Source organism: Streptomyces filamentosus, assembly GCF_014654895.1.
In the GTDB taxonomy this organism is placed as follows: Bacteria; Actinomycetota; Actinomycetes; order Streptomycetales; family Streptomycetaceae; genus Streptomyces; species Streptomyces filamentosus.
This window is the reverse complement of sequence record NZ_BNBE01000002.1, coordinates 904,606-919,679: the sequence shown is the minus strand read 5'-3', so window position 1 is coordinate 919,679 and position 15,074 is coordinate 904,606. Positions and strand designations below refer to the sequence as shown.

Sequence of the window (15,074 nt, the reverse complement as noted above, 5' to 3'; positions counted from 1 at the left end):
CGAACTGCTTGCGCGAATGCGGTTACAGAGGGCCCGTTCCGGCGTACGCTGGGACTTTCGTGGGGTGATCGCCCCGGCGCCCTGACTCTGCGCCGGGCGTGCGCCCCCTGTGTGGGGGTGGAGCGTGGCACGACAGGACGGCAGGCAGACCCGCCTGGGTTTCGGCCTCTTCGAACGAGAGGCGGCGCTGGACGCCGCGGAGGAGGCACTCGACCTCCTCACCGGCCTCACCGGCGAGCCCCCGTCCCCGCCCGAGCGCGTGCCCGCCCCGCGCGACGCCGACAGCGCCCAGGTCATCCCCCTCCACCCGGACCGCGAGGACTCCCTCCACCCCGCGGAGACCCCGCTCCCGCGAGGCGGCGTCCTCGCCTACGCGGCGCCCGCCGGACTCGGCAAGACCACCCTCCTCGCCGAGATCCGCCGCCGCGCCGCGGCCCGCGGCTGCACCGTCCTCTCCGCCCGCGGCGGCGACCAGGAGTAGCGGGTCGCCTTCCACGTCGCCCGCCAGCTCCTCCAGCCCCAGCTCGCCCACGCCTCCGACGCCGAGCTCCGCGAACGGCTCGGCTCCTGGTACGACATCGCGGGCCCCGCCCTCGGCCTGCGCGCCGCCACCGCCGGATCGCCGCCCGACCCCCAGGGCCTGCGCGACGCCCTCGACTGGGTCCTCACCCACCTCGCCGTCCGCCGTGCCCCGCTCGTCGTCGTCCTGGACGACGCCCACTGGGCCGACCCCGAGTCCCTCGGCTGGCTCGCCTCCTTCGCCCCGCGCGCCGAGGACCTCCCCATGCTCCTCGTCGTCGCCTACAGGCCCGACGAACTCCCCGAGGAGGGCAAGGAATTCACCGGCCACCGGTCCGGGCAGCGCCCGCACGGCCTCGCTCCCCTCACCGCCGGGGCCGTCGCCCGGCTGGTCCGCGACCGGATCGGCGCCCACGCCGACGACGCCTTCTGCCGCGACTTCTGGACCGTCACCTCCGGCAACCCCTTCGAGACCGTCGAACTCGCCGCCAAGGTCCGCGACCGCGGCCTCGACCCCACCGCCGACGGCGCCCACGAACTCCGCGACCTCGCCGCCGCCCTCAAGGGCAGCGGCCTCGTCAGCCGCCTCGAACGGCTCGGCCCCGCCACCGTCCGGCTCGCCTGGGCCTGCGCCGTCCTCGGCACCGAGATCTCCCCGGCGCTCGCCGGCGCCCTCGCCGGCCTGGGCGACGAGGCCGTCGTCGACTGCGCCGCACGCCTGCGCGAGGCCCGCGTCCTCGCCGAGCCCGCCACCCCGGACGGTCCGCTCGAATTCGTCCACCCGCTCATCGCCACCACCGTCTACCGCTCCATCCCCGACGGCGTCCGCGTCGCCCTCCACGGCCAGGCCGCCACGTGCGTCATCGACGCCGGGCTCGGTCCCGCAGCGGCCGCCCGCCACCTCCTGGAGACCCACCCGGACGGCGACCCGTGGGTCGTCACCCAGCTCCGCGCCGCCGCCCGCGAGAACCTCCGCTCCGGCGCCCCCGAGGCGGCCCGCCGCCACCTGGCCCGCGCCCTGCGCGAACCTCCCGCCGCCGACGAGCGCGCCGCCGTCCTCTTCGAGCTCGGCTCCGCCTCGCTCCTCACCGAACCCGGCACCACCGTCAACCACCTGCGCGCCGCCCTGGAGGAGCCCGTCTCCGACCCGGCCCTGCGCCTGGGCATCGTCTATCGCCTCGCCCAGGTCCTCGCCCACAGCGACCGCCTCGTCGAAGCCTCCGAACTGCTGGAGAGCGAGACCCGGCGGACCACCGACGCCCGCAGCCGGCTGCGCGTCCAGGCCGAGAAGTTCATGTGGGACGCCCTGCGCGCCGACGAGCCCGAGTCGCCCGCCCGCTCCCGGCGCCTCGCGGCCCTCGCCGACCGGCTCACCGGCCGCGACGTCACCGAGCGCTACATCATCGGACTGCGCGCCTGGGACGCTACCCTGCGCGCCGAACCCTCCTCCGTCGCCCTCCGCTACGCCGAGCGCGCCCTCGACGGCGGCTTCAACTGGGCCGACGAGAGCCGCGGCTTCGAGGTCCCCGTCCTCGTCGCCCTCCTCCACCTCTACGCCGACCGGCCCGGCCGCGCCGAGGAGCTCTTCGCCGCGGGCACCGCCGAGTTCGAGCAGCAGGGCTGGCGCGGGGCGCACCTCTCCTTCGCCTACACCCTCATCGGCTACATCCGCTACCGCCGCGGCCGGCTCGTGGAGGCCGAGGACTTCGCCCGCGCCGGACTGCGCCTCGCCGAGCGGGTCGGCCCCGGCACCCCCGCCCTCTGGTACGCCACCGGCGTCATGATCGAGGTCCTGCTCGCCCGGGGCCGGACGGCCGAGGCCGAGCAGGTCGCCCGCGACCACGCCTTCGGCGAGCCCTTCTCCGTCACGGTCACCATCCCCGACTGCGAGACCGTCCACGCCGAGCTCCTCCTCGCCACCGGCCGCACCGAGGAGGCCGCCGCCGCGCTGACCGACATCGGCAGCCGCCTCGACCCGCGCGGCAAGCGCAACCCCTCCTGCTGTCCCTGGCAGCTGCACCTCGCCCTGGCCCAGGCCGTCACCGCCCCGGCGCAGGCGCTCGCCACCGCGCAGGAGGCCGTCGCCCGCGCCCGCCAGTACGGCGCCCCCTCCGGGATCGGCCAGGCGCTCCGGGTGGCCGCCGAGGTCTCCGAGGGCGCCGACCGGATCAAGCTCCTGGAGGAGTCCGTCCAGTGGCTGGACCAGTCCCCGGCCGCGTACGAGCTGGCCCGCTCGCTCGTCGCCCTCGGCGTGGCGCTCCGCCGCACCGAGCGCCACGCCGAGGCGGCCGAGCACCTGTACCGGGGCCTGGAGACCGCCCAGGACTGCGGCGCCGACGGCCTCGTCGAGGAGGTCCGCGCGGAGCTCGCCGCCGCCGGGCTGCGGCCCCGCGCCCTGCACACCGCCGACGGGGACTCGCTCACCGTCCGTGAGCGGGCCGCCGCCGAGGCCGTCCTCCGCGACGAGGACCCGGCCGCCGCCCTCGGCGTCGACCCCGCCGCCGCCGCCCGGCTGCTCTCCGCCGTCTACCGCAAGCTCGGCACCGACCGCTCCGGCCTCGCCGACGCCCTGCAGCACCCCGGCACCCCGGGCGCCCACGGGGAGGCGGACGAGCAGCGCTGAGCCGGGCCGGAAGCGGGCCCGGGGCGGGGTCGGGGCGGAGCCGGGCGCGGCGTCGCGCGCCCGGGCACGTACCATGGCCGTATGTCCTTCCTCCGCCGCCGCAGCGCCACTCCCGCTGGCCCGGACTTCGACGTCCTGGCCATGGACCCGGGCGACTGGCCCGGCAATCTCGGTGCCGGTCTGCTGCCCGCTCCCGACGGTTCCTGCCAGGGCGTCTTCCTGCGCTACGACCTCTTCGGCGGCCGCGGACCCGCGATGATCATCGGCAACCTCCCGGAGGGCTCCCCGGCCCGGGAGCTCGCCGAGGGCCAGATCCCCTTCGAGGTGGCCCAGCTCCTCGCCGCCCTCGAGAACGACGAGCCGGTCGAGGTCCTCGACACCGAGGACGTCCCCGTCATGCAGGGCGACAACCTCCTCATCGTGCGCCGCCTCAAGCTCTCCGAGAGCCGCATCTCCTGCGTCCAGTTCGACCGCAGCGACAACGTCCTGGTGACGATCGCCAGTTGGGACCGGCCGATCACCGACGACCTCTACGCGCTGCTGAAGCCGCTTCCCGCCGAGCTGTTCCAGCAGGGCTGAGCGGGGCGGGGGCCATGAGCGCACGCGTCGACGCCTGGATCTGGGCGGTCCGGCTGACCAAGACCCGCTCCCAGGCCGCCGCGGCCTGCCGGGCCGGACACGTCAGGGTCAACGGCGAGCGGGCCAAGCCCGCCCAGCCGGTGAAGCCCGGCGACGAGGTCCGCGTCTACGTCGCGGGCCGGGAGCGGATCGTCGAGGTCAGGCAACCGCTGACCAAGCGGGTCGGCCCGCCGGTCGCCGCCGAGGCGTACGTGGACAACAGTCCGCCCCCGCCGCCGCGCGAGCACGTCGCCCTCGCCGCCGTCCGCGACCGCGGTGCGGGCCGCCCCACGAAGCGGGAGCGCCGCGAGCTCGACGAGCTGCGCGGCCGCGACTCCCGCTAGGACCCGGACGGGGCCGCTTCCGCCACGGGGCGGGGGCGGCCCCGTCCCGCGTCAGGACGGGACGCCGGCGAAGGCGCTCGCGACCCGCGCCGCCGTGGTGCCGAGCCCGCGCGGCGTGGTCCAGTCGGGCGCCGGGAGCGCACCGCCGGAGCGGGCGCGGAGCAGCGGGGTCCCGGCCCCCGCGTGCACGTCCCCGGCGCCGTACCGCCGGACGCTCCGGTGCCAGTGGAGGACGCCGGCGAGCCACTCCTCCAGCTCCCGCAGCCGCTTCTCGAAGGCCGCCCTGCCCTCGGCGTCCAGCCCGAAGTGCTCGTACATCAGCGGCACCTCACGCCGCTTCAGGTGCTCGTACTGCCGCAGCCGGCCGCACATCAGGTCGTACACCATCCGGGCGGCGGTGTCCCGGTCGACGTCGAAGAACCGCTCCAGGACGAGCACGGCGTTGTGCAGCTCGCCCTCGACCTCGACCTCCTTCTGGTACGAGAAGAGGTCGTTGACCAGCGCCCCGTAGTCCGACACCGCGGCCTCCAGGCTGCGGACCGTGCCCGAGCGGTGCAGGGCCTCCGGCAGGACGTGCGCCGTGCGGAGCCTGCTCATCAGGAGGGTGAGCTCGGAGCCGAAGGTGCTGCGGCGCATCTCCACGTAGTCGACCGGGTCGGGGACGCGGTGCTGCGCCTGGTTGTGCAGCTCCCACATCCAGCTCTCCAGCATGGCGTCGAGGGCGCTCCACAGCTCGGCCCTGGCCCCGGGGGACATGGGCCCGGCGGTCCGCGCCCACACGTCGGCGAGTGCCCGCTCCAGCGCGTTCCCGGCGAACTCCGGCGCGCCGGCCGGGTCGTCCACCGGCAGGCACGCCTTGAGGCGGGAGGTCTGCTCGCGGGCCCCGGCCAGGTCGCGGGTCCGGCCGAAGACCATCGGGTAGTAGTCGTCGGCGTAGGTGCCCCAGGTCAGCCAGAGGGCGCTGAGCTCCAGCTCCTCCAGGGTGGCGTCGGGGTCGATGCCGGCGGAGCAGAGGGCGAGGTCGAAGCCCTCCATCAGCGGCCGGTCCCAGAGGTCGTCGAGCAGCCCCATGGCCTCGGCCCAGTCCTCGGAGCGCCGCTTGGCCTCCTGGTGGTGCGGGCTGACGGCGAGCGGGTAGGGGAGGTCGAAGTCGGGCAGCGGCAGGGGGCCGACGGGCCGGTGGGGGGCGTGGGTGTGGCTGCGCAGCCGCGCCTCGCCGGCCCGGCGGCCGAGCAGGGAGCGGATGTCGAGGACCCCGGTGCCCAGGGCCGGGACGCCGGCGGGCCCGGCGGCAGGGGTGGCGGTGCCGTCGGCCATGCCCTCGTTCATGTACCGGCTGGAGCGCATGTGCCATTCGTGGCCGCCGGACTGCCAGTCCTGGAGCCCCTTGGTGTAGGCGCCGATCGCCGCGCACTCCAGCGGGGTGAGGCCGTCCTGCACGGCCAGGGCGGGCACCTCGGTGAGGGCGGTGTTCTCGAACTGGTGGAGCCGCGAGGTCAGCAGGTCGTTGACGGCGTCCGCGGCCTCCTGGGTGGAGCAGCCGAGGAAGCGTTCCAGCACGAGCACGCCGTTGCTGTTCTCGCCCTCGTCCTCGACCTCGCGCTGGTACGAGAAGAGGTCGTTGCGCAGGTGGACGGCGTCGGAGAAGGCGTCGCGGAGGACCCGCAGCGGGCGGGAGCGGGAGACCCGGTCGGGGACCTCGGCCCCGGCGGCGTACTCGACGAGCCCGGCCGACCAGGGGGCGCCGCCCACCTTGCGGCGCATCTCGATGTATTCGAGGGGGTTGGCGATCCGGCCCTCGTTGATGTTGTCGAGCTCCCACAGGGACTCGTACAGGAGGGCCTCGGTGGCCTCGGCGAAGCGGACGCGCCAGCCGTCCGACATGGCGGGGACGGTGCGCCGCCACAGATCGGCGAGGCCCGCCTCGACGGGGTTGGCCGGCTCGGGCATGCCGGCCGCCGGGTCGGCCGGCATGAAGTGCGGCAGCCGGTCGAGGTACTCCTTGCCGCCCGCCCGGTCCTGGGTGCGCTTGAAGACCTCCAGGAAGTGGTCGTCGAAGAAGAAGACCCAGGTGTACCAGTCGGTGACGAGGTTCAGCGCCTCCTCGTCGCAGTCCGGGTGGGTGTAGGCGCAGAGCAGCGCGTAGTCGTGCGCGTCGAGGTCGGCCGTCTCCCAGACCCCGGAGCCCTCCAGCATCCCCATGGCGCGGGCCCAGTCCCGGGTGTGCGTCCGGGCGGCCTCCACATGGGTGTTGAGGCGTGCCGGATACGGGACGTAGAACTCCGGCATGACGAAGGGCTGAGGCATGTGCGGGCGGGCCTTTCCGGCGAAGGGGTGCTGTTCCGGCCCAGCCTTACCCCTGCCGGAGCCACCGAACCCGAGCTCCGGAACAGTCATATGAACACAAGAAAGGGTGGCGCCGGAAGGGAACCCCGGCGCCACCCCGCGACTTTCGGCCAGGGCCGCTCAGCCCTGGGAAACCCGCACGTCAGCGGCCTTCACGAAGGCGATGCGATGGCCGAACTGGATCTGGTAGTACTCCTCCTGTCCGCGCACGACCCGGTGGCCGCTGACATCGAACACCGGTGCGTAGTAGTACTCGCCGGGGGTCTTGAGCCCGACCACGTACCGCTGCCCCGCGAGCAGCCGGTACGGCAGCGGCGAGACCGCCTGCACCGGCACCCCCGCCGGGTACGCCGACGCCTCCGGGTAGGCCCGCCCGTACACCGGCACCTCCGCCAGCCCCTCGCGCGGGGTCAGCACCGTCCCGCGCGTGCCCACCGAGGCGGGCGCCGCCGCCGGGTCGTGGAACCAGGCCTTCTGGCCCAGGTACCAGATCGCCGTCCAGTCGCCACGGCGCTCTGCCACCGCGTAGCTCTGCCCGGTCGTGGCCCGCGCCCCGGTGTCGTTGACGCCGGTCGTCGAATCCTGCCCGCCGGGCCGCAGCCCGATGTCCTTCACCAGGGGCGCGTCGGCGCTCGGCGCGGTGTGCAGCCGCACGGCACCGCTGCCGTGCGGCGCGCACGCCTCCGCCGCGCTCACGCACCCCGTGTACACCGGCCGGTTCTCCGCGTAGTCCGGCCGGATCGTCACCACGCCCGCCCGGGGCCCGGCGGACGGCGTGAGCGGCCGGCCCAGCAGCCGGAAGTAGTGCGCCCAGTCCCAGTACGGCCCCGGGTCGGTGTGCATGCCCCGGATCGAGGAGGTCACCGTCCCTGGCACGTTGTCGTGCCCGAGCACGTGCTGCCGGTCCAGCGGGATGTCGTAACGTTTCGCCAGGTAGCGCACCAGCCGCGCCGAGGAGCGGTACATGGCCTCCGTGTACCAGGAGTCCGGGGCGGTCAGGAAACCCTCGTGCTCCAGGCCCACCGACTTGGCGTTCACGTACCAGTTCCCGGCGTGCCAGCCCACGTCCTTCAGCGGCAGGTGCTGGGCGACGTGCCCGTCCGAGGAGCGCAGCGAGTACTGCCAGGACACGTACGTCGGGTCCTGCACCAGGCCCAGCGTGACGTCCCAGGTCGCCTCGGTGTCGTGGACGACGATGTAGTCGATCGACTGAGAGGCCGGCCGGTCCGCCTTGTCGTGGTTGCCGTAGTCGCCGTCGCCGAACTCCTCGTACGGCGCCGGGACCCACTCGCACGCCACGGTCGGCGGGCACTCCACCGGGCCGCGCTCCGGCGCGCGCAGCCCGAGCGCCGCCACCTGGCCCGTCTCCGGGACCACGGCCGGCGCGGCCGGCAGCACGACCCGCTGCCCGCTGTCCGTGACCCGCTCCTCGCCGGTCCGGATCACGTCGAAGACGTCGTCCGCGTACGCCGTCGCCGTGGCGGTGTCGTCCGCGCCGGAGTACCGGGCCACCGCCCCGTACCAGTCGGCCGGATCCGGGCCCGGCGCGAGCCCCGCCTCCCGCTGGGCCGCCGCGAGCAGCGCCGCGCCGCCCTCGATGTTCGCCGCCGCCGAGGTCCGCAGCTCCTCGGCCGGGATCCCGGACAGCGCCGAAGCCCGCTCCAGGGTCCGCAGCCGCGCGGGCAGCTCGGCGGCCGTGGGGAGCGCCGCCGCGGCTCCCGCCCCGGTGCGGGCGGGCCGGGCGTCGTCGCCGCGCGCGTCCTCGCCGTCCTCCGAGTGGTGCGGCGCGGACCGGGCCAGCGCCGTCGCCGCGTCGGTGAGGTGCATCGGGCCGTAGCCGCCGGTCACGCTGGGCGCGCCGGCGTGCCCGTCCCAGCGCGACTGGAGGTACGAGACGGCGAGCAGCACGCTCTGCGGCACGCCGTGGCGCTCGGCCGCCGAGGCGAACAGGCGCTGGAGCGAGTCCGCCGCCGTCACGTCGGCACCGGCCGGCGGCGCGCCCGAGAGCAGCGGCAGGAGCAGGGCGGCGGACGCGGCGACGGAGAGCACACGTCCGCGGGACGCGGGTCGGGGCAAGACGGCCTCCAGGGGCGGGCGGTGACGCGGGGGGCTTGCGGGACCGAACCCGTACAGGGGTAGCGGCTCGCGGACCATCCGTCAATCACCCGCCCTCACGGGCGAGTTCCCACGTCAGCGGGGGCGTGCGCCCCTCCCGGACCGACTTTCGCGCTGACGGCCCGCCCACCGGCCACGCGTCGGTGGTCTCGACCAATGCACACCCCGGGGACGGCGCGCGCACGCCACCGGGAACGCCGCACACGCACCTCCGGGAGCGGTGCACGCTCGCCGCCGGAAGCCGGTGCGGGCACCCCTCCCGGGAGCGGCGTACGCCCCGGGGAACGGCGAAGCGCCGCACTCCCGGTGTGTCGGCACCGGGTGCGCGGCGCACACCCCCGTCTCGCGGCCGGGACGCTCAGCGCGTCCCGACCGCCGCGCGCACGGCCCGCCGTGCCATGGCGCAGTCGTCGTGCAGCCGCCTCAGCAGCAGCCGCTGTTCCTCCCCGGGCGTCAGCGCCCCCGAGGGCACCGGCACCGAGCCCGCCGGCGGTGCCTCCTTGATGGTCCGCTGCACGGCCGTCTCGTACGTGCGGATCTCCCGCGTCAGCACGATCATCAGGTTCACCAGGAAGGCGTCCCGGGACGCCGGGCCCGCCTGCTGGGCGAGCTGACTGATCTGGCGCCGGGCCAGCGGCGCGTCACCGAGCACCGCCCACAGCGTCGCCAGGTCGTAGCCGGGCAGGTACCAGCCGGCGTGCTCCCAGTCGACCAGGACCGGGCCGGCGGGGGAGAGGAGGATGTTGGAGAGCAGCGCGTCGCCGTGGCAGAACTGCCCCGCCCCCTGCCGCCCGCCCGCGTGGGCCACGCCGTGCAGCAGCTTCTGGAGGTCGTCGCGGTCCCGGTCGGTGAAGAGCCCCAGCTCGTGGTAGCGGGCGATCCGCGTCCCGTAGTCCAGCGGGGCGTCGAAGGTCCCGGCCGGCGGCCGCCAGGCGTTGAGCCGGGTGATCGCCCCGAGCGCCGCCCGCACGTCGGCCCGCGGCGGGGCCTCCACGGGGTGGCGCGAGAGGGCCGCGGCCCGTCCGGGCATCCGCTCGATCACCAGCGTGCAGTTCTCCGGGTCCGCGGCGATCAGCCGCGGCGCGCGCACCGGCGGACGGTGCCGGACGAAGGAGCGGTAGGAAGCTATCTCGTGCCGGAACCGCTCGGCCCACGCGGGGGAGTGGTCCAGTAAACACTTCGCCACCGCCGTCGTGCGTCCGGTCGTCCCGACGATCAGGACGGACCGGCCGCTGCGCCGCAGCACCTGCACCGGGTTGAACTCCGGGCAGATCCGCTGCACCGAGGCGATGGCGACCTTCAGCTGCGCCCCCTGCGGGCCGGACAGGTCGATCCTGCCGCTGACCCGGGCCCCGGGACCCGCGCCGGGACCGGCCGCCCAGGACCGCGGCCGCACCGCCCGCTGGGCGGGGGCGAGGTACGGTCCGGCACCGGCCGGCACCAGACGGGTCTGCGGCCGGGGCGGGGCGGACACGGAGGACGATGCTGTGTACATGGAGGTGACAGATCCCTTCGTGTGCCGACGTGTCGCGTGCGTCGCCCCGCCCGCTTCCGGTCCGCACCCTGGGGAAAATGAGGGCCGGTCGACGGGGCGGGGTGGCGCATACCTACCTGACACCCGCGCGCGGGTGGCGGAACATCGAGCGCACCCTGGCGAACCCTGGCGAATAGTCGCCAGCCCTATGACAGCGGGCTACTGTCAACTCAGCCGAGAACCTGGGGGCTTAGACGTGACAGGACAGACCAACACCCGCCTTGCGGACCTCTTCGGCCTGGCCGGCTGGTCCAAGGGCGAACTCGCGAGGCTGGTCAACCGGCAGGCGGCGGCCATGGGCCATCCCCAGTTGTCGACGGACACCTCGCGGGTGCGGCGCTGGATCGACAAGGGGGAGACCCCGCGCGATCCCGTCCCCCGGGTGCTGGCCGCCCTGTTCACCGAGCGACTCGGTCGTGTCGTGACCATCGAGGACCTCGGGTTCGTACGACGCGGGCGTGCCGGAACGCGGCAGGCCGTCAGGAACAGCGACGAGAACCCTGACGGAATGCCCTGGTCCCCCGATCGTACGGCTGCGGTCCTCACCGAATTCACGGGAATGGACCTCATGCTCAACCGACGCGGCCTGATGGGCGCGGGCATCGCGCTCACCGCCGGCTCCACACTCAACAGCTCCCTGAACGACTGGCTCCGCACCGAGCCCTCCCGCCCCGCCGCGGCCCCCCGCGCCGCCGATCCGTACCAGGTGGACCCCGCGGGGTACGACCGCTACGAGGCGGCGCCGATCGGCTCCGAGGAGATCGAGGCGCTGGAACAGTCGGTGAAGATCTTCCGCGCCTGGGACGCCTCCCGGGGCGGCGGCCTCCAGCGCAAGGCCGTGGTCGGCCAGCTCAACGAGGTCGGCGGGATGCTGGCCTACCGCCACGCCGACCACATCCAGCGCCGGCTGTGGGACGTCGCCGCCAACCTCGCGGTCCTGGCGGGCTGGATGTCCCACGACGTCGGCCTGGAGCCCACCGCCCAGCGGTACTTCCTCATCGCCGCCCACGCGGCCCGCGAGAGCGGGGACCGCCCCCGGGCCGGCGAGGCGCTCTCCCGCGCCGCCCGCCAGATGGTGCACCTGGGCCGTCCCGACGAGGCCCTCGACCTGATGAAGCTGGCCACGTCCGGCGCGGGCGAGCGGCTGCTGCCGCGCACCCGTGCCATGTTCCACACCATCGAGGCGTGGGCGCAGGCGTCGATGGGCCGCGGCCAGGCGATGCGCCGCACCCTGGGCGAGGCCGAGGACCTCTTCGTCTCCGACCGGAACGAGGAGACGCCGAGCTGGATGCAGAGCTTCGACGAGGCCGACATGCACGGCATGCAGGCCCTCGCCTACCGGACCCTCGCCGACCACGACCCGGCGGCGGCGGTCACCGCCCAGCACCACGCCAAGCGCGCCCTGGACCTGCGCAGCGAGGGGCACAACCGCTCGAAGCTCTTCGACCACATCTCGATGGCCTCGGCCTGCTTCATCGCCGACGACCCCGAGCAGGCCGACCGCTACGCCCGGCTCGCCCTCATCGCCATGGGCGAGACCTCCTCGCACCGCACCTGGCACCGGCTGCGCGAGATGTACCGGCTCACCGGCCAGTACGCGGGCCACTCGAAGATCGAGGAGCTGCGGGCCGAGCTGGAGGTCGAGCTGCCGAGGTCGCCGGAGGACGTGCGGACGGGGCGGGCCTGAGCCCGGACCCGCCCCGGAGAAGCGGTACGCGTGCAGAGGCCGGCGGACGTACCGGAACGGGCTCCCGCCCGCCCTCCATGCGCCTGTTCCCGCGCGCCTTCGGGGGTCAGGAACCGACGCGGACGACCATCAGGCAGGCGTCGTCCTCCCGGGCCTCCTCGCCGAACTCCTCCAGGACCGACCGCAGGCACTCCTGCGCGTCCCGCGCCTCCGTCAGCCGGGGGGCGAGCGCCAGCAGCCGCGCGGTGCCGGTCTCGTCGTCGAGGACGTCCGTGCCGCGGGTCAGGCCGTCGGTGTGGAGGAGGAGCACGTCGCCGGGGCGGAGCGGGGTGCTCGTCTCCTCGTACGCGACCCCTTCCGTCGCGCCGAGGAGCACGCCGTCCGGGCGGCGCAGGGGGCGTCCCGTCCCGCCGCGGAACAGCAGCGGGGCGGGGTGGCCGGCCTGCGCCCAGGTGAGGGTCTGGGCCACCGGGTCGTACCGGCAGCACATCGCGCTGCCCAGGACGGGCTGGCCGGAGCTCTCCAGGAGCTGGTTGAGGTGGCCCATCAGGGCGCCGGGACGGATCCCGGCCACGGCCATGCCGCGCAGCGCGCCGAGCAGCATCGCCATGGAGGAGGTGGCGGCCACGCCGTGGCCGGTCAGGTCGCCGACGGTCAGCAGGGCGTCGCCCGAGGGCAGCGCCAGCGCGTCGTACCAGTCGCCGCCGATGAGGCCGGTGGAGGCGGCGGGGAAGTAGTGCCCGGCGACGTCGAGCGGCGCGGGGCCGCCGTGGGCGAAGCGGAGCGAGCCGCGCCACGGCGGCAGGACGGCTTCCTGGAGCTCGACGGCGACCCGGCGCTCGGTGCGCTCGATCTGCCGGGTCCGCTCCAGGCTGTCGCGGCTCTCGCGGACGGCCCGCTCGCTGCGCCGCAGCTCGCTGACGTCCCGTAAGACGGCCCACATGGAGGCGGTGCAGCCGTCGGCGTCGAGGACCGGCTCGCCGGTCATGTGCACGGTGCGGACCCGGGCGTCGGAGCGGACGATCCGGAACTCGCCGTCGATCGGCTTCCCGTCGATCAGGCAGTCCGTCACCATCGACTGGAGCAGCGGCTGGTCCTCGGCGAAGACCATCGTCGGCATCTCGTCGAGCGACATGGGGCCCTGTTCGCGCGTGCGTCCGAAGATCTGGAACAGCTCCTCGGACCAGCTCACCTCGTCGGTCAGGAGGTTCCACTCGGCGCTGCCGACGCGGGTGAGGAGCGAGCCGGTCCGGGGCGGGGTCTCGCCGTAGGCGGCGCCGGCGTCGCTGGTGAACGCCCCGTCGAAGAGGGGGGTCTCCTCCCCGGGCGGCAGGTCCTGCGGGGCGGGCGCGGCCGGGGCGCCGTCCCGGAGCTGGCCGAATTGCGCCCTGAGCTCGTCGAGTTGATGCATCGCCAGGTCGCACAGCGCGCGCTGCCAGCGCAGCCGGGGGTCGTCGTCGTGGGCGGCGGTGTCCCGGCGGACGGCGTCGACCTCACCGCGCAGGCGGCTCGTCTGCGAGATCAGCGCGTCCACCGCACCCGGCTCCGGGGGCTGGGCGGGGCGGTCCGCGAACAGAGGGGACGGCATGTCGTACTCCGATACAGGCGCGGCGCGGCCCAGGTGGAAAAGGGGCCTGGGTACGACTGTGGCACAGGGTCCCGGGACCCGTAAGGGATTTGGCAACACTCGATCCGGTGGTGCTTCTGGCATATGTCAAAGGCCCGGCCGTTATCGGCCACGACACAACGGGTTACGGTGCAGCTGTGGTGAGCGACGAGGCGAACGGTACGACCGGCACGGCGGGTACGGGCACGGGCGAGGCGGCGGCGACGGCCCCGGGCCCCGCGGGGACGGCGGTGCTGCTCGCGGCGGCGCCCGCGGGACGGGGCAGGGCGATGGACGCGGCCTCGGTGCTGCCCGTCCTCGCGGCGGTGCCGCCCGGCGTCCTCACCGGCACGGCGACCGCGACGCTCGTCGAACTCGCCGACCCCGTCGACCCGCAGACCGTCCTCACCCGGCTCCGCGCCGCCGCGCAGAGCCCCGGCCCGCTGGTGCTCTGCCTCGTGGGCCAGCTCCACCTGGACCGCCGCCAGCGGCTGCCGCACCTCGCGCTGGCCCGCAGCACCTCGGCGGCCCTCCGGTACACCGCCCTCCCCTGGCACTGGCTGGCCCAGGCGGTGGCGCACCGGCCGTCCGGCGCGACCACGATCGTCGCCGACCTCGTCGCGGACGCGGAGACCTGGACCCGGCTCGGCGCGGACCCCGGCCTCCTGGCCCCGGGCCCCCTTCCCGCGCTCTACGCCCGCGTCGGCCCGCCCCCGCGCCGGGGCGAGCGGGCCGCCCCCGACTACCTCCGCGCCTGGGCGGACCAGTGGCGGGCCGGCGCCCGCCTCCCCTTCCCCGCCCTCCACGCCGAGGCCGCCGCCCGTACGCAGCCCTCCCGGGCGCTGTTCCTCGCGCCGGGGGAGCGGGAGCCGGCCGGGCGCGCGGCGCCGGTGCCGGGGACCTCGGCGGTGGCGGTGGCTCCGCCGGTACCGGCTCCGCCGCCGCCGCCGATGCCGATGCCGGTGCCGGTGGCGGCGCCCGCGGCGGCCCCGGTGCCGCCGCCGCGTCCGTCCGGGGTCCCGCCCCTGCCGACGGGGTTCCCGGCGGCGCCCGCGCCCGCCGAGGACGAACTCGCCCCCGGCACCATGAAGTTGACTCCGCCGAAGACGCCCGGGACGCCGAAGGCGTCGAAGGCGGCCGTGGCGGAGGGGAGGGCCGGGGAGGGCGCCGCTCCCGGCGCTGCCACGCCGATACCCGCTGCCGCGCCGGAGGCGTCCGCCGCGCCGGCCGCGCACGATCCGCATCCGGCGATCCTGGCGGCGGCGACGGCGGGACGGCACGCCGAGGCGGCGGAGATGGCGGCCGCGTGGGAGCGGGACGCGCTGCGGCGGTTCGGGCCGAGGTCGCAGGAGGCGGTGCACTGGATGGAGGTCCGGGCGGATCTCGCCCGGCTCGCGGGGGAGCCCGCCCGCAGCTGCGAACTGTGGCTCGCGGTCGCCGAGGCGCGGCTCGGGCTGCGCCAGCGGCCGGACGACCGGGACGTCGAGGGGGCGGTGGACCGGGCGCACCACCAGTGGGAGCAGATCGACGACCCGGCCCGGGCCCGCTCCCTCGGCCCCGCCCTGGTGGCCCTCCGCCGCCGCGTCCCCGGCCGCCGCCCGGGCGCCCTGGAGGCGCTGCGCCGCAGGATGCACGCCCGCTGACCCGTACGCGGCCGCCCGGCCCCGCGCCCGTATCCGATA

At 75.6% G+C, this 15,074-nt stretch carries 10 protein-coding genes; 6 read left to right on the top strand and 4 right to left on the bottom strand.

What is annotated here, in order from left to right; genetic code table 11:
- Positions 1-124: 124 nt before the first annotated feature.
- The 4 genes from IE326_RS41730 to IE326_RS23050 all read left to right on the top strand — a co-directional run bounded on the left by IE326_RS41730 (position 125) and on the right by IE326_RS23050 (position 4,104).
- Positions 125-481, top strand: a complete 357-nt coding sequence (locus IE326_RS41730; protein WP_308440337.1) for a hypothetical protein — start codon at positions 125-127, stop codon at positions 479-481.
- A 303-nt stretch (positions 482-784) separates the two neighbouring features.
- Positions 785-3,142, top strand: coding sequence for an ATP-binding protein (locus IE326_RS23060; protein ID WP_308440336.1), 2,358 nt, complete (start codon positions 785-787; stop codon positions 3,140-3,142).
- Between the two features lie 81 nt (positions 3,143-3,223).
- Positions 3,224-3,721, top strand: a complete 498-nt coding sequence (locus IE326_RS23055; protein ID WP_030494979.1) for a hypothetical protein — start codon at positions 3,224-3,226, stop codon at positions 3,719-3,721.
- A 14-nt stretch (positions 3,722-3,735) separates the two neighbouring features.
- Positions 3,736-4,104, top strand: coding sequence for an RNA-binding S4 domain-containing protein (locus tag IE326_RS23050; RefSeq protein ID WP_150226638.1), 369 nt, complete (start codon positions 3,736-3,738; stop codon positions 4,102-4,104).
- Positions 4,105-4,155: 51 nt separating this feature from the next.
- Here IE326_RS23050 and IE326_RS23045 read toward each other — a convergent pair whose 3' ends face one another.
- The 3 genes from IE326_RS23045 to IE326_RS23035 form a co-directional block, all read right to left on the bottom strand.
- Entirely contained in the window at positions 4,156-6,411 is a 2,256-nt protein-coding gene (locus tag IE326_RS23045; RefSeq protein ID WP_150226637.1) for a terpene synthase family protein, read from the bottom strand.
- Positions 6,412-6,570: 159 nt separating this feature from the next.
- Complete coding sequence (locus tag IE326_RS23040; protein WP_190042852.1) at positions 6,571-8,604, bottom strand: peptidoglycan recognition protein family protein; 2,034 nt, start codon at positions 8,602-8,604, stop codon at positions 6,571-6,573.
- A 319-nt stretch (positions 8,605-8,923) separates the two neighbouring features.
- Positions 8,924-10,060 (bottom strand): aminoglycoside phosphotransferase family protein, encoded by a 1,137-nt coding sequence (locus tag IE326_RS23035; protein ID WP_150226635.1) that lies wholly within the window; start codon positions 10,058-10,060, stop codon positions 8,924-8,926.
- A gap of 235 nt (positions 10,061-10,295) precedes the next feature.
- Between IE326_RS23035 and IE326_RS23030 the strand changes: the two genes are divergently transcribed.
- Positions 10,296-11,786 (top strand): DNA-binding protein NsdB, encoded by a 1,491-nt coding sequence (locus IE326_RS23030; protein WP_190042851.1) that lies wholly within the window; start codon positions 10,296-10,298, stop codon positions 11,784-11,786.
- A gap of 106 nt (positions 11,787-11,892) precedes the next feature.
- Here the strand turns inward: IE326_RS23030 and IE326_RS23025 are convergent, their stop codons facing one another.
- On the bottom strand, positions 11,893-13,374 hold the full coding sequence (locus IE326_RS23025; RefSeq protein WP_190042850.1) for a PP2C family protein-serine/threonine phosphatase: 1,482 nt from the start codon (positions 13,372-13,374) through the stop codon (positions 11,893-11,895).
- Positions 13,375-13,550: 176 nt separating this feature from the next.
- Here IE326_RS23025 and IE326_RS23020 point away from each other — a divergent pair, with 176 nt between their 5' ends.
- The gene (locus IE326_RS23020) at positions 13,551-15,035 is read left to right on the top strand and encodes a hypothetical protein (RefSeq protein WP_373310250.1); all 1,485 of its coding nucleotides are present in this window, start codon (positions 13,551-13,553) and stop codon (positions 15,033-15,035) included.
- The last annotated feature ends 39 nt before the right edge of the window (positions 15,036-15,074 follow it).

Excerpts from the sequence above, each read along its gene's own strand:
- IE326_RS23060 (WP_308440336.1), top strand. The coding sequence starts at position 785 with ATGCTCCTCGTCGTCGCCTACAGGCCCGACGAACTCCCCGAGGAGGGC.
- IE326_RS23025 (WP_190042850.1), bottom strand. The coding sequence starts at position 13,374 with ATGCCGTCCCCTCTGTTCGCGGACCGCCCCGCCCAGCCCCCGGAGCCG.
- IE326_RS23045 (WP_150226637.1), bottom strand. The coding sequence starts at position 6,411 with ATGCCTCAGCCCTTCGTCATGCCGGAGTTCTACGTCCCGTATCCGGCA.
- IE326_RS23055 (WP_030494979.1), top strand. The coding sequence starts at position 3,224 with ATGTCCTTCCTCCGCCGCCGCAGCGCCACTCCCGCTGGCCCGGACTTC.
- IE326_RS23035 (WP_150226635.1), bottom strand. The coding sequence starts at position 10,060 with ATGTACACAGCATCGTCCTCCGTGTCCGCCCCGCCCCGGCCGCAGACC.
- IE326_RS23050 (WP_150226638.1), top strand. The coding sequence starts at position 3,736 with ATGAGCGCACGCGTCGACGCCTGGATCTGGGCGGTCCGGCTGACCAAG.
- IE326_RS23040 (WP_190042852.1), bottom strand. The coding sequence starts at position 8,604 with ATGGTCCGCGAGCCGCTACCCCTGTACGGGTTCGGTCCCGCAAGCCCC.